Origin of the sequence: Pseudomonas protegens (genome assembly GCF_003363755.1) — a bacterium.
Lineage (GTDB): Bacteria > Pseudomonadota > Gammaproteobacteria > Pseudomonadales > Pseudomonadaceae > Aquipseudomonas > Aquipseudomonas danubii.
Map to the genome: position 1 here is coordinate 6,559,745 of NZ_CP031396.1, position 19,361 is coordinate 6,579,105.

The window sequence follows — 19,361 nt, forward strand, 5'->3', positions numbered from 1 at the left end:
TCATTGCTCCCTGTCGGCCGCGGCCGCCTGGTCCGGGGCCGGTTCTACGGCGGGCTTGGCATCGGGCTTGATCCACCAGGTGTTGATGCCGATGTCGTACTTGGGCGCGACTTGCGGGTGGCCGATGTGGTCCCAGTAGGCCACGCGCCAGGTCTTGATGTGCCAGTTGGGGATCACGTAGTAGCCCCATTGCAGGACCCGGTCCAGGGCCCGGGCGTGGGCCACCAGGCTGGCGCGCGAATCGGCGTTGATCAGGCTTTCCACCAGGCTGTCGATGGCCGGGTCCTTGAGGCCGATGTAGTTGCGGCTGCCGGGCTTGTCGGCGCTGGAGGACATCCAGAACTCGCGCTGCTCGTTGCCCGGGGAGTTGGACTGGGGAAAGCTGCCGACGATCATGTCGAAGTCCCGCGAGCGCACCCGGGTGATGTACTGGGACACGTCGACCCGGCGGATCACCAGGTCGATGCCCAGGTCGGCCAGGTTGCGCTTGAACGGCAGCAGCACCCGCTCAAACTCGGTCTGGGCCAGGAGGAACTCGATCACCACCGGTTTGCCCTGGGCGTCCACCATCTTGTCGTCGACGATGCGCCAGCCGGCTTCCTGCAGCAGTTGGTAGGCCTGGCGCTGCTGGGCGCGGATCATGCCGCTGCCGTCGCACTGTGACGGCGCAAAGGCTTCGTTGAACACCTGCTCGGGAATCTTGCCGCGCAAGGGTTCGAGGATGGCCAACTCGTCAGGGCCCGGCAGGCCGGTGGCGGCCATTTCCGAGTTCTCGAAGTAGCTGCGGGTGCGGGTGTAGGCGCCGTTGAACAGCTGCTTGTTGCTCCATTCAAAATCCAGCAGCAGGCTCAGGGCGTGGCGTACCCGCACGTCCTGGAACATCGGCCGGCGGGTGTTGAAGACAAAGCCCTGCATGCCGGTGGGGTTGCCGTTGGCGATCTGTTCCTTGATCAAGCGGCCCTGGGCCACGGCCGGGGTGTTGTAGGCGTTGGCCCAGTTCTTCGCGCTCATCTCCAGCCAGTAGTCGAACTGGCCGGCCTTGAGGGCTTCCAGGGCTACGGTGTTGTCGCGGTAGTAATCGCTGGTGATCACGTCGAAGTTGTAGAAACCGCGGTTGACCGGCAGGTCGCGGCCCCAGTAGTCCTTGACCCGCTCGTAGCGAATCGAGCGTCCGGCCTTGACCGCGGTCACCCGGTAGGGGCCGCTGCCCAGGGGCACTTCCAGGTTGCTCTTGGCAAAGTCGCGGCTTTCCCACCAGTGCTTGGGCAGGACCGTCAGCTGGCCGAGGATCAGCGGCAGTTCACGGTTGTTGCTGTGCTTGAACTTGAACAGCACCCGCAGCGGGTCTTCGGCGATCACCTGGTCGACGTCGGCGTAGTAGCCGCGGTACAGCGGCGAGCCGGCGCTCATCAGGGTCTGGAAGCTGAACACCACGTCCTCGGCACGAATCGGCTGGCCGTCATTGAAACGCGCTTCCGGGCGCAGGTAGAAACGCACCCAGCTGTTGTCCGGGGCTTTCTCGATCTTGCCCGCCACCAGCCCGTACTCGGTGAAGGGCTCGTCCAGGCTCTGGGCCATCAGGGTGTCGTAGATCAGGCCGATGTTCTGCTCGGGCACGCCTTTGCTGATGAAGGGGTTGAGGCTGTCGAAGCTGCCGAAACCGGCCATGCGGAAGGTGCCACCCTTGGGCGCATCGGGGTTGACGAAGTCGAAGTGCTGGAAGTTTGCCGGGTATTTCGGCGCTTCGTTGTACAGGGTCAGGGCATGTTGCGGCGCAGCCTGGGCACAGCAGGCGATGACGCCGAACAACAGGCCGCTGGTGCGCAGGAGCAGGGCACGCAGAGGCATCATTGGGGACTCTCCAGGGACTTCAGCCACCAGGCGTTCAGGCCCAGGTTGTAGGGCGGCGTGGTGACCAAGGCGAACCGGTTACGGTAGGCCAGTCGGTGATAGTTGAGGTACCAGTTGGGAATCATGTAGTGCTGCCACAGCAGCACCCGGTCCAGGGCGCGGCCGGCGGCCAGTTGCTCGTCGCGGCTCTGGGCGGCCAGCAGTTGCTCCAGCAGGTGATCGACGATCGGGTTGTTGATGCCTGCATAGTTCTTGCTGCCCTTGACCGAAACCTGGCTGGAGTGGAAGTACTGCCATTGCTCCAGGCCCGGGCTCAGGGTCTGGTTGAGGGTCATGAGGATCATGTCGTAGTCGAACTGGTCCAGGCGCTGCTTGTATTGCGCCCGGTCCACGGTGCGCAGGCGCGCCTCGATGCCGATGCTGGCCAGGTTCTCCACATAAGGCTGGAGAATGCGCTCCAGGTTGGGATTGACCAGCATCAGCTCGAAACGCAGCGGCTGCCCGGCGCTGTTCTGCAGGCGCTGGCCGTTGAGCTTCCAGCCGGCGTCGGCCAGTAGCCCCAGGGCGCGGCGCAGGGTCTCCCGGGGGATGCCGCGGCCCTCGGTGCGGGGCAGGCTGAAGGCCTGGGTGAAGAGATTGGGGGGCAGTTGCTCGCGGTAGGGCGAGAGCAGCAGCCATTCGTGCCCCACCGGCAGGCCCGTGGCGGAGAATTCACTGTTGGGGTAGTAGCTCAGGGCGCGCTGGTAGGCGCCGCTGAACAGGGTGCGGTTGGTCCATTGGAAGTCTAACATCAGGCCCAGGGCCTCACGCACCCGCACATCGGCGAAAGTCCCGCGGCGGGTGTTCATGAATAGGCCCTGGGTCTGGGTGGGGATCTGGTGCGCCACCTGGGCCTTGATCACCTCGCCGCGATTGACTGCGGGGAAGTTGTAGCCGTTGGCCCAGTTCTTGGCCTGGTGCTCGATATAGATGTCGAACTCGCCGGCCTTGAAGGCTTCGAAGGCGACGTCGCTGTCGCGGTAGAACTCCACCTCGACCCGGTCGAAGTTGTTGAAGCCGCGCTTGACCGGCAAGTCCTTGCCCCAGTAGTCCTTGACCCGTTCGAACACCAGTTGGCGTCCGGGCTGGACCTGGGTGATGCGATAGGGGCCACTGCCCAGGGGCGGGGTGAAGGTGGTGGCCTTGAAGTCGCGGTCTTTCCAGTAGTGCTGGGGCAGGACCGGCAACTCCCCCAGGCGCAGGATCAGCAGCGGGTTGCCGGCGCGCTTGAAGACGAAGCGGATGCGTTGCGGGCCGAGGATATCCACCCGCTGCACCTCCTGCAGGTTGGTGCGGTACTGCGGGTGGCCTTCCTTGAGCAGCAGGCGGTAGGAAAACGCCACGTCATAGGCGGTGATCGGCTGGCCGTCGTGAAAGCGTGCCTCGGGGCGCAGGTTGAACACCACCCAACTGCGATCCTCGCTGTATTCCACGGAGCGGGCGATCAGGCCGTAGCTGGAAGTGGGCTCGTCGCCGGAGGGCGCATAGAGGCCAGTGCCCACCATCAACGGCTCATTGAGCTCGTTGACGCCGTACTGCAGGAAGTTCGGCGTGGCGACCGGGCTGATGCCCTTGAAGGTATAGGGATTGAGGGTGTCGAAGGTGCCAAAGGCCATGACCCGCAAGGTGCCGCCTTTGGGCGCCACGGGATTGACCCAGTCGAAGTGGGTGAACTTGGCCGGGTACTTGAGCGTGCCAAACTGCGCATAACCATGACTTTCAGTGATCGTTGCGCTTGCGGGAAAGCTCAAGGCCAGACTGATGAAGAACAGAAGGAGGGGACGCATCGAGTCAGAGATCCGATCCAGGCGGCTTGGGCTTTGTGCTCCGTACAGTAACAGCTTGTATCAGCAGGAAAAAGCGCGCTTTTTCTGCGGCTGGTGTAGCCAGGGGGCTGGTTCCCGTTGGGGCGCGCAGCGCCCCTTGATCCAGGCGCCGCGTGACTTCAGATACCCCCAGCTTTCAGGGCTTGCCGGTGCTGCGCACTGGAGCGCAAGCCCACTGCCTCGCTACAACGAGCCGGGTTGCCCTGTCAGTGCGGCAGGTAGACCGTGAGCATCTGGCCCGGCTTGAGAGCCTGGGCTGCGCGCGGGTTCCAGCGCTTGAGGTGCTGCATTTCAACATTGAAACGCTTGGCCACGATGTACAGCGAGTCGCCTTGCTTGACCTTGTAGCGGGTCGATTTCTGCTTGCTGCTGGCCACGCTGGTTTTCTTGCCGGCGCTCTTGCGGGTGTCCTGCATCACCAGGGTCTGGCCGACCTTGAGGTTCTTGCCACTGAGCTTGTTCCAGCGTTGCAGGTCCTGCACATCCACCTTGTTGGCCTTGGCGATCAGGGTCAGGTTGTCGCCGTTCTTGACCCGATAGATGCGCTTGGGCCGCAGCGAGTCGCGGCCTTCGTCGCGGTCGAAGACCGGCTTGAGGGAGCGCTTGCTGATCAGCTCTTCGGGTTTCATGGTGGACAGGCTGGTGGTCAGCAGCTGTGCCTTGGACGTAGGCACCAGCAGGTGCTGGGGACCATCGACGGTGGTGCGCTGCTTGAACGCCGGGTTGAGCTGGAACAGCTCGTCCTCGTCAATGTTGGCCACCGCCGCGACCTTGGACAGGTCCATGCGCTGGTTGATTTCCACCACCTGGAAATAAGGTTCGTTGGCGATCGGGTTGAGATTGACGCCGTAGGCTTGCGGGGCCAGCACCACCTGGGACAGGGCCAGCAGCTTGGGTACATAGGCCTGGGTTTCCGTCGGCAGCGGCAGGTTCCAGTAGTCGGTGGGCAGGCCGAGCTTCTCGTTACGCTCAATGGCCCGGCTGACCGTGCCTTCGCCGGCGTTGTAGGCGGCCAGTGCCAGCAGCCAGTCGCCGTTGAACATGTCGTGCAGGCGGGTCAGGTAGTCCAGAGCCGCGGTGGTCGACGCGGTGATGTCGCGTCGGCCATCGTAGAAGCGGGTCTGGCGCAGGTTGAAGTAGCGACCGGTGGCCGGGACGAACTGCCAGAGTCCCACCGCATCGGCCCGGGAATAGGCCAGCGGGTTGTAGGCGCTTTCGATGACTGGCAGCAGCGCCAGTTCCAGCGGCATGTTGCGCTCTTCGAGACGTTCGACGATGTAGTGGATATAGAGGCTGCCGCGCTCGCCGGCGTTTTCCAGGAAGGAAGGGTTACTGGCGAACCACAGGCGCTGTTGTTCAATACGCGGGTTGACGCCCTGGCCTTCTTGCAGTTGGAACCCCTGGCGCATGCGTTCCCAGACATCCTGGGGGACTTGCGGGCTTGGCTGGTTGCTCAGCCAGATGGGTTTCTGCTTGATGCGGGCGTTGAAATTCTGAGTGTGTGTCGCGTCGCTCTGCGGGGCATGACCGGTGCTTTGGCAGCCCGCAAGAGTCGCTGACACAGCTACCGCGATGGCCTGGGCCAAGCGCGTCAATGCGTCTGAACTGATGGAATAACGAATAGATGACGACATTGGCTGGAAGTAAGTTCCGGGCAAAAATGTCGGGCGATTCTAGAAAGCACCCGGGGTGCGGTCAACCATTCAGAATTTTTGTGCCAACAGTTGGCCGGCTTAGAACTTATCTTTCCAGGCCCTCAGGGCCGCAAAGACCGCACTCTGGGACGGGTTATCCTGGCCATTCCGTTCGTCCGCTTTTTGTTTAACGGATGTTTCACCGGTACGTAAAAACGGGTTGGTCAGTTTTTCCAGGGCCAGGGTTGATGGCAGGGTCATGCGCCCTTGCTCGCGCATCTGCGCGACCTTTTCCAGGCGCTGGGCAATGTCCGGGTTAGTGGGTTCCACTGCCTGGGCGAAGCGCAGGTTGCTCAGGGTGTATTCGTGGGTGCAGTAGATCAGGGTGTCGTCCGGCAGCGCGGCGAGGCGGCTGAGGGAATGGTGCATCTGCTCTGGGGTGCCTTCGAACAGGCGCCCGCAACCGGCGGCGAACAGGGTGTCGCCACAGAACAGCAGGCCGTGATGGTAGTAGGCAATATGCCCCAGGGTATGGCCCGGTACGGCAAACACCTCGAAGTCCCAGCCGAGGATGTTGGCGTGGTCGTTGTCGTTCAGGGCCACGTCGCGTCCGGGGATCTTTTCTTGTGCCGGGCCGTAGACCGTGGCGCCACTGTGCTGTTTCAGGTGCTCGACACCGCCGACATGATCGTGGTGATGGTGGGTCACCAGGATGTCGCTCAGGCTCCAGTCCGGGTGCTGTTCCAGCCAGGCCAGTACCGGCGCCGCATCCCCGGGATCGACGACGGCGCAGCGCTGGCTGCGATGATCTTGTAACAACCAGATGTAGTTGTCGGTGAAGGCGGGCAGGGCACTGATCTGTATCATCTTTGGATTCGCCAAGCGGAAAACAATGGCGCATCTTAGAACTTCTTGGCGTGTTGGAGAATGCAATGACCGATAAAGCCTTCGCTCAGGCAGATCCCGACTGGCTGGCCCTGATCAGTGCGGCCCGGGACTGGTTGTCCGGTCCTCTGGGGCAGTTTCTGCTGGATGAAGAGCGACGCATGCTTGAAGAAGAGCTGGGGCGTTTCTTCGGCGGTTACCTGGTGCATTACGGGCCCTCGGCGCAGACCCCGCCGGCGGCGCCCCAGGTGCAACGCAACGTACGCCTGGGCGCGCCGTTGCCCGGGGTCGAGATCGTCTGTGAGGAGCAGGCCTGGCCCTTGAGCGAACATGCCGCCGATGTGGTGGTGCTGCAACACGGTCTGGATTTCTGCCTGTCGCCCCACGGCCTGCTGCGCGAGGCGGCGAGCAGCGTAAGGCCCGGTGGCCACTTGCTGATTATCGGTATCAACCCCTGGAGCACCTGGGGCCTGCGCCACGTCTTCGCCCATGACGCCTTGCGCCAGGCCCGCTGCATCTCGTCGTCGCGGGTGGGCGATTGGCTCAACCTGCTGGGGTTCGCGCTGGAGAAACGCCGCTTCGGGTGCTATCGTCCGCCGCTTGCCTCGCAGGCATGGCAGGCACGATTGGCGGGCTGGGAGCGCAAGGCCGGGCAGTGGCAACTGGCCGGCGGCGGCTTTTACCTGCTGGTGGCGCGCAAGATCGCCGTCGGCCTGCGCCCGGTGCGCCAGGTGCGACGCGAACCCATGGGCAAGCTGTTGCCACTGCCCATGGCCAAGGTCAATCGCCGTAACAGCGAACCCTGACGACCTGCAGCAACCTTCTTTTTATATGGACCGGCCGAGTGACCTCGGCCCTGGGCGCTGTCGACCGCAATCGGCAGGCCACTGGCAATTTTCTGATGGAAGGCGTGGATGAGCGATAGCGTAGAAATCTTTACCGACGGTGCCTGCAAGGGCAATCCCGGCCCTGGTGGCTGGGGCGCTTTGTTGGTGTGCAAGGGGGTCGAGAAGGAACTCTGGGGCGGCGAAGCCAACACCACCAATAACCGCATGGAACTGATGGCGGCGATTCGCGGCCTGGAAGAGCTCAAGCGCCAGTGCGACGTGTTGCTGGTCACCGACTCGCAGTACGTGATGAAGGGCATCAACGAATGGATGGCCAACTGGAAGAAGCGCGGCTGGAAGACCGCAGCCAAGGAGCCGGTGAAGAACGCCGACCTGTGGCAGCAATTGGATGAACAGGTCAACCGCCACAACGTCACCTGGAAATGGGTGCGTGGCCACACTGGCCATCACGGTAACGAGCGTGCCGACCAGTTGGCCAACCGGGGTGTAGACGAGGTTCGCGGCTACAAGGGCTGATGGCGTTACAGGGTGAGGATCGCCGCAGCCAGTTGGGTATCGCTGTAGGGCGGGTTGTGCAGCACCTGGCGAATCCTCTGCAGCGCCGACTCCAGCTGTACGCCGCGAATCGCCCCGTTGCTGGCGATAAAGGCCGCGGCATCGCTGCGGGCTTGCAGGACGATCTTGTCGTCCTTGAACGAGCTGCTGATCCCGGCGGTGCCTTCGCTGCTGGTCAGCAGCCCGCTCATGCTCAAGTCGGTGCTGATCACCAGGCTGGTGGCCTGGCCGGGGTTGTTGAACAGACCGGCCAGCAGCAGGATTGGCAGGTAGCGCCGGAGTGTCGTCATGGCTGGGGAAGTCCGTGGGGAAGATCGGCGGCACCCTAGCAGGCGAGCCTTCGGCCCACCTCAGCAGCTTTGCTAATAACTGTTAAAAAGTGCGCGGCAGCGGCGTGACCGGGGCGCGCACAGTCCATGGGCTGGGCATGCTAAAATCCCGCCCTTTGCCAGATTGAGAACGGACCACTGATGGCCAACAGATCTGTTGTACTCGATACCGAAACCACCGGTATGCCGGTGACCGACGGTCACCGGATCATTGAAATCGGTTGCGTCGAGTTGATCGGTCGGCGCCTGACCGGGCGGCATTTCCACGTTTACCTGCAACCGGATCGCGAGAGTGATGAGGGCGCCATCGGCGTTCACGGCATCACCAACGAGTTCCTGGTGGGCAAGCCGCGTTTCGCCGAAGTCGCCGATGAGTTCTTCGACTTTATCAAGGGCGCGCAGCTGATCATCCACAACGCGGCGTTCGACGTTGGTTTCATCAACAACGAATTCGCCTTGATGGGGCAGCACGAGCGGGCGGACATCACCCAGCACTGCACCATCCTCGACACCCTGATGATGGCCCGTGAGCGGCACCCGGGGCAGCGCAACAGCCTCGACGCCCTGTGCAAGCGCTACGGTGTCGACAACTCCGGCCGTGAATTGCACGGCGCCTTGCTCGACTCGGAGATCCTGGCCGACGTCTACCTGACCATGACCGGTGGCCAGACCAGCCTGTCCCTGGCGGGCAATGCCTCGGATGGCAACGGCTCTGGCGAAGGTGCGGGCCGGGCCTCGGAGATCCGCCGCTTGCCGGCCGAGCGGCCGCGGGGGCGGATCATCCGCGCCAGCGAAGCCGAGTTGGCCGAGCACCAGACGCGCCTGGAGATCATCGCCAAGTCTGCCGGCGCCCCGGCCCTGTGGACCCAGTTGCTCGAAAACCAGCACTAAGCCTTTGTCGTCCGTGGCCCTGTAGCCGCTGCCGCAGGCTGCGAACGGCTCCGAAGGCGACAGAGGTTTGTTGGGAGATCGCCAAGCAAGGCCCTGTGGGCCTTCACGCAGCTTCGCCAGGGCTCAGCAGCGGCTACAGGTGTGTGGGGCGTGGGCCGGCAATTGTGCCTGTGCGACCTTTTGTTACATCCAGTCTGTGCTCGGGGTGACAGGCGACGCCAGGAGCTTCTACCCTGAGTCCATTGGCGGGACCTACCCGCCGCCTCAGGACAGCCTGCCCCATGTATAAAGACCTGCAGTTTCCGATCCTGATCGTGCACCGCGATATCAAGTCCGACACGGTGGCGGGAGACCGGGTGCGGGGCATCGCCCGGGAGCTGGAGAAGGACGGGTTCAGCATCTTTTCCGCGGTCAACTACGCCGAAGGGCGACTGGTGGCTTCTACCCATCACGGCCTGGCCTGCATGTTGATCGCTGCCGAGGGCGCCGGGGAAAACACCCATCTTCTGCAAAACATGGTGGAGCTGATCCGCCTGGCCCGGGTACGCGCACCCTTGTTGCCGATCTTCGCCCTCGGGGAGCAGATGACCCTGGAAAACGCCCCCGCCGATGCCATGAGCGAGCTCAACCAACTGCGGGGCATTCTCTACTTGTTCGAGGACACGGTGCCGTTCCTGGCCCGGCAAGTGGCCCGGGCCGCGCGCAATTATCTCGACGGCCTGCTGCCGCCGTTCTTCAAGGCCCTGGTGCAGCACACCGCCGATTCCAACTATTCCTGGCACACCCCGGGGCACGGCGGTGGCGTGGCCTATCGCAAGAGCCCGGTGGGCCAGGCGTTTCACCAATTCTTCGGGGAGAACACCCTGCGTTCGGACCTGTCGGTGTCAGTGCCGGAGCTGGGCTCGCTGCTGGACCACACCGGGCCCCTGGCGGAAGCCGAGGCGCGGGCAGCGCGCAATTTCGGTGCCGACCACACCTTCTTCGTGATCAATGGCACCTCCACCGCCAACAAGATCGTCTGGCATTCCATGGTGGGGCGCGATGATTTGGTGCTGGTGGATCGCAACTGCCATAAATCGGTGTTGCACTCGATCATCATGACCGGGGCCATCCCCCTGTACCTGTGTCCTGAACGTAATGAGTTGGGGATCATCGGGCCGATTCCCTTGAGCGAGTTCAGCCCCGAGTCGATCCAGGCCAAGATTGACGCCAGTCCGCTGACCCGTGGCCGGTCGCCCAAGGTCAAGCTGGCGGTGGTCACCAACTCCACCTATGACGGCCTGTGCTACAACGCCGAGCTGATCAAGCAAAGCCTGGGCAACAGTGTCGAGGTGCTGCATTTCGACGAGGCCTGGTATGCCTACGCGGCCTTCCACGAATTCTTCGCCGGGCGTTACGGCATGGGCACCTCGCGCTCCGCTGACAGTCCCCTGGTGTTCACCACCCATTCCACCCACAAGCTGCTGGCGGCTTTCAGTCAGGCGTCGATGATCCATGTGCAGGATGGCGGCGCCCGACAACTGGATCGGGACCGCTTCAACGAAGCCTTCATGATGCACATCTCGACGTCGCCGCAGTACAGCATCATTGCCTCGCTGGATGTGGCCTCGGCGATGATGGAAGGGCCGGCGGGGCGCTCGCTGCTGCAGGAAATGTTCGATGAAGCCCTGAGCTTCCGCCGGGCCCTGGCCAATCTGCGGCAGAATATCGCCGCCGATGACTGGTGGTTCTCGATCTGGCAGCCGGAACGGGTCGAAGGCATCGATCAGGTGCGCACCGGCGACTGGTTGCTGGAGCCCGAAGGCGAGTGGCACGGTTTTGCCGGCGTCACCGACGACTATGTGCTGCTCGATCCGATCAAGGTGACCCTGGTGATGCCTGGGCTTACCGCTGGCGGGGCCTTGAGCGAGCACGGAATTCCCGCGGCGGTGGTCAGCAAGTTCCTTTGGGAGCGCGGGCTGGTGGTGGAAAAGACCGGGCTCTATTCGTTCCTGGTGCTGTTCTCCATGGGCATCACCAAGGGCAAGTGGAGCACGCTGCTCACCGAGCTGCTGGAGTTCAAGCGCAACTACGACGCCAATGTCAGCCTGGCCAGTTGCCTGCCCAGCGTGGCCGGGCAGGACCCGCAGCGCTATCAGGGCATGGGCTTGCAGGATCTGTGCGACCAGTTGCATGCCTGCTACCGCAGCAACGCCACGGCCAAGCACCTCAAGCGCATGTACACCGTGCTGCCGGAGGTGGCGATGAAGCCTGCCGATGCCTACGACCAACTGGTGCGCGGCGAAGTCGAGGCGGTGTCCATCGATCAGTTGCAGGGGCGTATCGCCGCGGTGATGCTGGTGCCATACCCGCCGGGTATTCCGCTGATCATGCCCGGTGAGCGATTTACCGAAGCGACCCGCTCGATCATCGACTACCTGGCCTTTGCCCGAGCTTTCGACAGCAGTTTCCCGGGGTTCGTCGCCGATGTGCATGGCCTGCAGCATGACGACCAGGGCCATGGCCGGCAGTACACCGTCGATTGCGTCAAAGCATGAGGAGTTTTCCTGCTATGCAACCTGTGGTGAATCCCAAGTATCCGGGACTGGCGATCCGTGTGGCCGACGAGGGCTTCGCCGCCTACGTCTGGGGCAGCGACTTCAGCTTCGAAGTCAGTGCCTACGCCGAGGCTGAGCGGGGCATGCCGGTGGCGGACTGGCCGCTGCGCAGGATCGTGCCTTACCGCAAGTGCTATGGCATCGATCCCGAGGAATTCAGCAGTTACCGCAACGCCGCGGACAGCGAGATCTTCATGGCCTACCTGGACGATCAGCCCGTGGGGCACGTGGTGGTCAGCACCAATTGGAACGGTTACGGACATATCGACGAGTTGGCGGTGCATGCGCCGGCCCGACGGCACGGCGTCGCCAAGGGGCTGCTGGAGGTGGCGCAGTTCTGGAGTCGCAAGAAGCAGTTGCCGGGGGTGATGCTGGAAACCCAGAACAACAACCTCGGCGCCTGTCGCCTGTATGAGCGTTGCGGCTACGTGGTGGGCGGGGTGGATCACCTGCGTTATCGCGGCATCGATCCGAATACCAGCGAGGTGGCGATTTTCTGGTACCGGCTGTTTGCCGATGAGCCTCAGGCGTAACGGTCCTAGCCGGCCAGCAGCGTTTCGGCCTGCTCGGTCAGCAGTTCCAGCAGGGCGCCGAGCAGGGGCGAGTCCTCGCCGGAACTGCGGCGCAAGGCGTACAGCGTGACACTGATGGGGGGTGACAAGGGGCAGGCATCGAGCCCGGCGCCACGGGCACCCACGGCGGTGAACGGGTCGACGATGGCCAGGCCCTCACCGGCCTCCACCAGGCTGCGCATCATCTGGTAGGTCTGTACCCGGGTCTGGATTACCGGGCTTGGCCGCAGATTCTGCAGCTTGCTGGTGAGTATCACGCTCAGCGGGTCCTGGCCCTCCAGGCCCACCATGGCCTGGCCCGCCAGCTCCTGCAGGGCCACGTATTTCTGTTTGGGTTGCAGCCAGCCATGGGGCGCCAGCAAAAACAGCTTGCCCTGAGCCAGGGCCTGGCTGTGGATGTCCGGGTGTTCGGGGTCATGCAGGCTCAGGCCCAGGTCACAGTCGTGCAGCAGCAGGCTGTGGACCATGTCGCGGGTGCTCTGGCTGAGGAGGCTGCAGGGCGTATCGGCGAAGCGCCGGCGCAGGGCCGCGATGCATTGAGGCAGCAGTTGCTGGACCAGAGGGGGCGTGCCGACGATGCGCAAAGGCGGTGCCTGATGAAACCTCAGGCTGTCAGCCAGGCGTTGTACCGGTTCGAAAGCGTCGTACACCCGGTTGATTGCCGGTTGCAATTCCCGGGCTTCGCGAGTGGCCTGCAAGCGCCCGCGCACGCTGGCGAACAGCATGAACCCCAATTGGCTTTCGGCATCGCGTAGCAGGGCTTCGACTTCAGCCACCGAGAGTTGCAGCAGCTCGGCGGCGGTGCCCAGGTGGGCGGTTTGCAGGAGCGCCTGAATCACTTCGATATGACGTAAACGCATGCTTGAAGTCCATGTCCAGCCGGTTAGGGAGTCAGGCGTTGAATCCTACCCCAAGTCCGGGCCGGCGGGCATGATCACTCACTGACATAGGTTTCCGGCTCCCGCACGATGGTGACGTCCGATTGCACCAGCAGGAATTGATTGTCATCGAGCTTCTTGACCCGGTCGCCAATGGCCAGGCGGTAGGTGGTAACGGGCTCCGAGCTGGCCTGGTCGCCCTCTGCGGGCATGGATTCCTGGAACTCGTGCACTGAATACACCCGTCCCTCGGCATCTCTTGCATGGAATTGTCCGACAAGTACTGCTGCCATCTTTAGAGCCTCTGGAGATAAAACACGCAAATTCGGTGCTGTAGACCCGACGTGTGCAAGGTAAGTTTTGCCGGCCGGAAAAAATAATCCGCCGTCGCAGCGCACGGCCTCCCAGGTCTTGGAACTTATGCAGGGAAATGGTTTGTGTGGGGTAGCAGGCGACCCCCAGGCTCATCTATAACTAACACCTTCTTCAAGCCAAGGGTTGGAATGCAATGAGCAATGTCTACAAAGTCGCAGTGCTGGTCGGCAGTCTGAGAAAACAATCCCTGAATCGCAAGGTAGCCCTGGCGCTGGCCGAGCTGGCGCCGGCGAACCTGCAGTTGAGCATCGTCGAGATTGGCGATCTGGCGCTGTACAACGAAGACATCGACGTGACGCCTCCCGCGGCCTACACCCGCTTTCGCGAACAGATCGGCGCTGCCGATGCGGTACTGTTCGTCACCCCGGAGTACAACCGCTCGGTACCGGCAGCCCTGAAGAACGCCATCGACGTCGGTTCGCGTCCCTATGGCAAAAGTGCCTGGAGCGGCAAGCCCGGAGCGGTGATCAGCGTTTCCCCCGGGGCCATCGGCGGCTTCGGTGCCAACCACCACCTGCGCCAATCCCTGGTATTCCTCAATGTGCCGTGCATGCAGCAGCCCGAAGCCTACCTGGGCGGCGCCGGCTCGGCGTTCGATGAAGCGGGCAAGCTGTCGGAAGCGACCCGGCCGTTCCTGCAGAACTTCATCACCGCCTACGGCCAATGGGTCGAGCAGCACAAGAAGGCTTGAGTGCTGTCTGTCACCCACATTCTCCTGCTGTGGTAGGCGCCGGCTTGCCGGCGAGCGGGCTCCTGGGGCTTGTATCAGCCTCAGGTGCACGGTCGCTGGCAAGCCAGCTCCTGCGCTAGCCCCCTCTTTATTCAAGATGTCTTAGTCATGTTGATTGCAGTATCGATTTTCTTGCTGACCATTACCCTGGTGATCTGGCAGCCCAAAGGCCTGGGCGTCGGTTGGAGCGCGGTGTTCGGCGCGCTCCTGGCCCTGTTGTGCGGCGTGGTGCAACTGGCCGACATCCCGGTGGTGTGGCAGATCATCTGGAACGCCACCGGCACCTTCGTTGCGCTGATCATCATCAGCCTGTTGCTGGACGAGGCCGGGTTCTTCGCCTGGGCGGCCCTGCATGTGGCGCGCTGGGGGCGGGGCAGGGGGCGCCGGCTGTTCGCCTTCATGGTGCTGTTGGGAGCCCTGGTGTCGGCACTGTTTGCCAACGACGGCGCGGCGCTGATCCTCACGCCCATCGTCATTTCCATGCTGCTGGCCTTGCGCTTTTCTGCCGCCACGACCCTGGCTTTCGTCATGGGGGCCGGCTTCATCGCCGACACCGCAAGCTTGCCGCTGGTGGTGTCGAACCTGGTGAACATCGTCTCGGCGGACTTCTTCGAGATAGGTTTCAACCGTTATGCGGCGGTGATGCTGCCGGTCAATCTGGTGAGCGTCGCGGCGACCCTGGCGGTGCTGTTGTGGTTTTTCCGCCGGGACATCCCCGAAGAATACGATCCGCGCCAGTTGGCCGAACCCAGCAGCGCCATCCATGACCGGGCGACCTTCATCGCCGGCTGGTGGGTGCTGCTGATCCTGCTGCTGGGCTGTTTTGCCCTGGAGCCGCTGGGGATTCCCATCAGCGCCATTTCCGCGGTCTGCGCCACCTTGCTGCTGGTGATCGCGGCGCGTGGGCACAAGATTTCCACCCGCAAAGTGCTCAAGGAAGCGCCATGGCAGATCGTGATTTTCTCCTTGGGCATGTATCTGGTGGTTTATGGCTTGCGCAATGCCGGGCTGACCGGGTACCTGGCGGGCTGGCTCGACGGCTTTGCCGCTGGTGGCGTCTGGGGGGCGGCGCTGGGCACCGGATTGCTGACGGCGGGGCTGTCATCGGTGATGAACAATTTGCCCACGGTGCTGATCGCTGCCTTGTCCATCGATGCCAGTCAGGCCACCGGAGTGGTCAAGGAAGCGATGATCTACGCCAATGTCATTGGCAGCGACCTGGGGCCGAAAATCACCCCCATCGGCAGCCTGGCCACATTGCTTTGGCTGCATGTGCTTGAACGCAAGGGCATCCATATTGGCTGGGGTTATTACTTCCGGGTCGGCATCGTGCTGACACTGCCGGTGCTGCTGGTGACCCTGGCGGCCCTGGCGTTGCGGCTTTCCCTGGCATAGCGAAACCCCACCGAGCCGGCTTGCCGGCGAAGGGGGCGGGAGATGTGTGCCCGGCGGGGGAGGACTTTCGCTGGCACGCCAGCGCCTACGCAGGTTGGGCTCTGGGCGCAAGGGGCTGGGTTGCGGGGACGTTGGGCCAGAGGTCGGCCACCAGGAACAGGCGTTCGGCTTCTTCCCAGCCACCTTCGGCTGTTTCCACCAGCCGTACCAGCAGTTGCGCCGGGGCCTGGGCGTCCAGTTCTGCAAGCCATTGCTGCAGTTGCCCGGCGGTCCAGGCCTGTTCGGCCGGATAGTGAGCCGGAGCCAGCCAGGCGTGGCGGGGCAGGGGCTGCCAACGCCCGGGTGCGCTCTGGGCGATGAAGGCGGGCCAGTCCCGCTGGTGCAGCCAGCGCCCTCGCAGGTGCTGCGGGTGAGCGTCTTGAGGCGGTTCGGCGTGGCCCGGCCAGGGATAGAGCAGGTAGCCCCCCAGCCACAGGTGGGCGCTGAACTGCTGGATGTCCAGCGCCGCCAAGGCTTCTCGGCTTTCGGCGCGGGCGGAAATCGGCAGTTGGTGCTCGTCCAGGTGCGCCAGTTTGCGGTCCAGGCGGTCGTGGCAGCCCGGGCCAAGCCATTGCGCGCTGTCGCGGCCGTTGCCGTGCTGCGGGCCCAGGTACAGCTTGATCGCCAGCTCCAGGTGATGCACGCCTTCGCGGTCGCGCAGCAGCATGTCCAGTTCACCGAGGGTGTGCCCCTCACGGCGGATCGGCAGGTTGGCCGCCAGCAGTTCCACCCCCGGCGCATGCTGCACGGCAAATTGCCAGAGGCGTTCGTAGTACAGGCCCAGGCGCCGGGTCCGCCCCTGATTCAGCCAATGGCGCAAGGCGCGGCTGTCCAGATCCTGGCATCGCAGCCAGTGGGCCAGCAGTTGTGGCGCCAGCACCCAGTCGCTGCCGGCCAGGGGGTGGCGCTGTGGCCAGGGCGTATGGCTGAGCATCGGCGGCGCGAGGATGACCCAGGCGAGGTCGCGGACTTCAGGTTGACGCAACTGGCGGGGGAGGCTGAGCAAATCCGGGAACAGGAGCATCTTGCGAGCATAGACGCAAACCTCTGCCGTTCGCGATAAATGCGTGCCACTCGCAGTTGCATCGCCCGCTCCTAAGCGCCAGTGGCTGAAAGGATTTTGTCTAACGCCGGGTTTCGCCCATAATCCTCCGTTTCGCCCGTACCCGAATTCCGCAGGAGCCCCATGGAGCAGTTTCGCAATATCGGCATTATCGGTCGCCTGGGCAGTTCCCAGGTGCTGGACACAGTTCGCCGACTGAAGAAGTTTCTGCTGGCGCGCCACCTGCACGTGATCCTTGAAGACACCATCGCCGAAGTGCTGCCGGGCCACGGTCTGCAGACCTCCTCGCGCAAGCTGTTGGGCGAGGTCTGCGACATGGTCATTGTGGTCGGCGGCGACGGCAGCCTGCTGGGCGCCGCCCGGGCCCTGGCCCGGCACAATATTCCGGTGCTGGGGATCAACCGCGGCAGCCTGGGCTTTCTCACCGACATCCGCCCCGATGAGCTGGAAGTCAAGGTCGCCGAGGTGCTCGACGGCCACTACCTGGTGGAAAACCGCTTCCTGCTGCAGGCTGAAGTCCGTCGCCATGCCGAGGCCATCGGTCAGGGCGATGCGCTCAACGACGTGGTGCTGCACCCGGGCAAGTCGACGCGGATGATCGAGTTCGAGATCTACATCGACGGCCAGTTCGTCTGCAGCCAGAAGGCCGACGGCCTGATCGTCGCCACTCCTACCGGTTCCACGGCTTACGCGCTGTCCGCCGGCGGTCCGATCATGCACCCCAAGCTGGATGCCATTGTGATTGTGCCGATGTACCCCCATACCTTGTCTGGAAGGCCGATCGTGGTCGATGGCAACAGTGAGCTGAAAATCGTCGTGTCCAAAGATATGCAGATCTATCCGCAAGTCTCCTGTGACGGGCAGAACCACTTCACCTGTGCCCCGGGCGACACCATCACGGTCAGCAAGAAGGCGCAGAAGCTGCGCCTGATCCATCCGCTGGACCACAACTACTACGAGGTCTGTCGGACCAAACTCGGCTGGGGCAGCCGACTGGGCGGTGGAGGCGACTGATGCTCGATCCCGCGCGTAGCTACGACCTGATCGGTGACGTGCACGGTTGCGCCCTGACCCTGGAGCACTTGCTGGATCGGCTCGGGTACCACAAGCAGGGCGGCGTCTGGCGGCATCCGTCGCGCATGGCGGTGTTCCTCGGTGACATCATCGACCGCGGCCCGCGAATCCGTGAATCCCTGCATATCGTCCACGACATGGTCGAAGCTGGTCAGGCGCTGTGCATCATGGGCAACCATGAGTTCAACGCCCTGGGCTGGAGCACTCCGGCGGCGGCCGGCAGTGGCAAGCAGTTCGTGCGTGAACACACGCCGCGCCATGCCCGGCTGATCCACGAGACCCTGACCCAGTTCGAACACCACCCGGGCGACTGGCACGACTTCCTCGAGTGGTTCTATGAACTGCCGCTGTTCGTCGACGCCGGGCGCTTTCGCGTGGTGCACGCCTGCTGGGATGCGGGCCTGATCGCCCCGCTGCGCCAGCAGTACCCCAACGGCTGCATCGACCGCGAGTTCCTCCAGGCCTCGGCGCTGCCCGACAGTTTTGCCAGCACCGCCTTCGATCGCCTGCTGCGCGGCACCGACATGCGCCTGCCCCACGGCCTGACCATGACCAGTGGCGACGGCCTGACCCGGGCGTTCTTCCGCACCAAGTTCTGGGAAGAGGACCCGCAGACCTACGGCGACATCGTCTTCCAGCCCGATGCCTTGCCCGATCCGGTGGCGCGCACGCCGTTGTCCCCGGCCGAAAAAAACAGCCTGCTGCGCTACGGCGCCGACGAACCGATGCTGTTCGTCGGCCACTACTGGCGCAGCGGCAAGCCGGCGCCGATCCGGCCCAACCTGGCGTGCCTGGATTACAGCGCGGTGCTCTACGGCAAGCTCGCCGCGTATCGGCTGGACCAGGAAACCCGCCTGGACCCGAATAAATTTGTCTGGGTCGACGTCGAGCGGCCCGAGGTGTTGCGATGAGCGCGGTAGCGGTTTTGCGTCTGCCCCTGGCGACGGATCTGAGTGGCTTTGTCAAGCTGCTGCAGCGCATGCAGGTGCCGCACCGGGTCAGTGAGGAGGCCGGCGAGCAGGTGCTCTGGGTGCCGGAATCCATCAGTGAGGATGTGCGGGGCCTGTACCAGCGTTTTCCCCAGGGCGATCCCGAGCAGCAACTGGATATTCCGCAGGCGGCCACCCCGGCCCGCGTCGGCCTGGGGGAGCAGTTGCGCCGCAGCCCGATGACCGCGCTTATCCTGCTGCTGAGCCTGGCGGTGTGCGGCATCACCCTGCTGGGGGACAACCTGCAAACCCTCGGCTGGTTTACCTTCCTCGAGTTCCGCGTGGTCGGCGACTACATCCAGTTCAGTTCCCTGGCCGACAGCCTGGCGGCGGGGCAGTGGTGGCGCCTGGTAACGCCGATGCTGATCCACTTCGGCATCCTGCACATCGCCATGAACGGCATGTGGTACTGGGAGCTGGGGCGGCGTATCGAGTTGCGCCAGGGCAGCATCAACCTGCTGGGCTTGACCCTGCTGTTCAGCCTGGTGTCCAACTACGCCCAATACTATTTCAGTGGCCCGACCCTGTTCGGCGGCCTGTCCGGGGTGCTCTACGGTCTGCTCGGGCATTGCTGGATCTACCAATTGCTGTCCCCCAACCCCATCTACCGCCTGCCCCGGGGCGTGCTGGTGATGATGCTGGTGTGGTTGCTGCTGTGCCTGTCCGGGCTGGTGTCGATGATCGGTTTCGGCGAAATCGCCAACGCCGCCCACGTCGGCGGGCTGCTCGTCGGTTGCCTTACTGGTTTGTTGGGCGGCTTGTACAGTCGCCGTAAACTGGCCCTTTGAACG

At 63.6% G+C, this 19,361-nt stretch carries 18 protein-coding genes; 10 read left to right on the forward strand and 8 right to left on the reverse strand.

Annotated features, from left to right (window positions below):
• The 4 genes from DWF74_RS29845 to gloB all read right to left on the reverse strand — a co-directional run bounded on the left by DWF74_RS29845 (position 1) and on the right by gloB (position 6,217).
• Positions 1-1,851, reverse strand: coding sequence for an extracellular solute-binding protein (locus DWF74_RS29845; RefSeq protein ID WP_102865233.1), 1,851 nt, complete (start codon positions 1,849-1,851; stop codon positions 1-3).
• Complete coding sequence (locus tag DWF74_RS29850) at positions 1,848-3,677, reverse strand: extracellular solute-binding protein (RefSeq protein ID WP_115582357.1); 1,830 nt, start codon at positions 3,675-3,677, stop codon at positions 1,848-1,850. The genes DWF74_RS29845 and DWF74_RS29850 overlap by 4 nt, the downstream gene beginning before the upstream one ends.
• A 245-nt stretch (positions 3,678-3,922) precedes the next feature.
• Complete coding sequence (locus tag DWF74_RS29855; RefSeq protein ID WP_102865231.1) at positions 3,923-5,350, reverse strand: transglycosylase SLT domain-containing protein; 1,428 nt, start codon at positions 5,348-5,350, stop codon at positions 3,923-3,925.
• A gap of 99 nt (positions 5,351-5,449) precedes the next feature.
• The gene (gene gloB, locus DWF74_RS29860) at positions 5,450-6,217 is read right to left on the reverse strand and encodes a hydroxyacylglutathione hydrolase (protein WP_102865230.1); all 768 of its coding nucleotides are present in this window, start codon (positions 6,215-6,217) and stop codon (positions 5,450-5,452) included.
• Between the two features lie 65 nt (positions 6,218-6,282).
• On the opposite strand from gloB, the gene DWF74_RS29865 reads away from it, so the two are divergent.
• Both DWF74_RS29865 and rnhA read left to right on the forward strand, forming a co-directional pair.
• Positions 6,283-7,041, forward strand: coding sequence for a methyltransferase domain-containing protein (locus DWF74_RS29865; RefSeq protein WP_102865229.1), 759 nt, complete (start codon positions 6,283-6,285; stop codon positions 7,039-7,041).
• 108 nt (positions 7,042-7,149) lie between these two features.
• Positions 7,150-7,599: a ribonuclease HI gene (gene rnhA / locus DWF74_RS29870; protein ID WP_102865228.1), complete on the forward strand. Its 450-nt coding sequence runs from the start codon at positions 7,150-7,152 to the stop codon at positions 7,597-7,599.
• 5 nt (positions 7,600-7,604) lie between these two features.
• Here rnhA and DWF74_RS29875 read toward each other — a convergent pair whose 3' ends face one another.
• Entirely contained in the window at positions 7,605-7,928 is a 324-nt protein-coding gene (locus DWF74_RS29875) for a DUF2388 domain-containing protein (RefSeq protein WP_115582358.1), read from the reverse strand.
• A gap of 180 nt (positions 7,929-8,108) precedes the next feature.
• Between DWF74_RS29875 and dnaQ the strand changes: the two genes are divergently transcribed.
• The 3 genes from dnaQ to DWF74_RS29890 all read left to right on the forward strand — a co-directional run bounded on the left by dnaQ (position 8,109) and on the right by DWF74_RS29890 (position 11,988).
• Positions 8,109-8,858: a DNA polymerase III subunit epsilon gene (gene dnaQ / locus DWF74_RS29880; protein ID WP_102865226.1), complete on the forward strand. Its 750-nt coding sequence runs from the start codon at positions 8,109-8,111 to the stop codon at positions 8,856-8,858.
• A 281-nt stretch (positions 8,859-9,139) separates the two neighbouring features.
• Positions 9,140-11,395, forward strand: coding sequence for an Orn/Lys/Arg decarboxylase N-terminal domain-containing protein (locus DWF74_RS29885; RefSeq protein ID WP_115582359.1), 2,256 nt, complete (start codon positions 9,140-9,142; stop codon positions 11,393-11,395).
• Positions 11,396-11,409: 14 nt separating this feature from the next.
• On the forward strand, positions 11,410-11,988 hold the full coding sequence (locus DWF74_RS29890) for a GNAT family N-acetyltransferase (RefSeq protein ID WP_102865224.1): 579 nt from the start codon (positions 11,410-11,412) through the stop codon (positions 11,986-11,988).
• 5 nt (positions 11,989-11,993) lie between these two features.
• On the opposite strand, the gene DWF74_RS29895 is transcribed toward DWF74_RS29890, so the two are convergent.
• Positions 11,994-12,887, reverse strand: coding sequence for a LysR family transcriptional regulator (locus DWF74_RS29895; protein ID WP_102865223.1), 894 nt, complete (start codon positions 12,885-12,887; stop codon positions 11,994-11,996).
• Between the two features lie 74 nt (positions 12,888-12,961).
• Positions 12,962-13,198: a hypothetical protein gene (locus DWF74_RS29900; RefSeq protein ID WP_102865222.1), complete on the reverse strand. Its 237-nt coding sequence runs from the start codon at positions 13,196-13,198 to the stop codon at positions 12,962-12,964.
• A 215-nt stretch (positions 13,199-13,413) separates the two neighbouring features.
• On the opposite strand from DWF74_RS29900, the gene DWF74_RS29905 reads away from it, so the two are divergent.
• Positions 13,414-13,971 carry an NADPH-dependent FMN reductase gene (locus tag DWF74_RS29905; protein ID WP_102865221.1) on the forward strand — a complete coding sequence of 186 codons (558 nt, stop codon included), beginning with the start codon at positions 13,414-13,416 and terminating at the stop codon, positions 13,969-13,971.
• Positions 13,972-14,118: 147 nt separating this feature from the next.
• Entirely contained in the window at positions 14,119-15,405 is a 1,287-nt protein-coding gene (locus tag DWF74_RS29910) for an arsenic transporter (protein ID WP_115582360.1), read from the forward strand.
• Between the two features lie 85 nt (positions 15,406-15,490).
• On the opposite strand, the gene DWF74_RS29915 is transcribed toward DWF74_RS29910, so the two are convergent.
• Positions 15,491-16,468, reverse strand: a complete 978-nt coding sequence (locus tag DWF74_RS29915) for a DUF1853 family protein (protein ID WP_205413470.1) — start codon at positions 16,466-16,468, stop codon at positions 15,491-15,493.
• A 162-nt stretch (positions 16,469-16,630) separates the two neighbouring features.
• Between DWF74_RS29915 and DWF74_RS29920 the strand changes: the two genes are divergently transcribed.
• The 3 genes from DWF74_RS29920 to DWF74_RS29930 are packed head-to-tail and all read left to right on the forward strand — an operon-like array spanning position 16,631 to position 19,358.
• Complete coding sequence (locus tag DWF74_RS29920) at positions 16,631-17,521, forward strand: NAD(+) kinase (RefSeq protein ID WP_007920913.1); 891 nt, start codon at positions 16,631-16,633, stop codon at positions 17,519-17,521.
• Positions 17,518-18,492, forward strand: coding sequence for a metallophosphoesterase (locus DWF74_RS29925; protein WP_205413519.1), 975 nt, complete (start codon positions 17,518-17,520; stop codon positions 18,490-18,492). The genes DWF74_RS29920 and DWF74_RS29925 overlap by 4 nt, the downstream gene beginning before the upstream one ends.
• Complete coding sequence (locus DWF74_RS29930; RefSeq protein ID WP_102865218.1) at positions 18,489-19,358, forward strand: rhomboid family intramembrane serine protease; 870 nt, start codon at positions 18,489-18,491, stop codon at positions 19,356-19,358. Before DWF74_RS29925 ends, DWF74_RS29930 begins: the two co-directional genes overlap by 4 nt.
• Positions 19,359-19,361 lie beyond the last annotated feature (3 nt).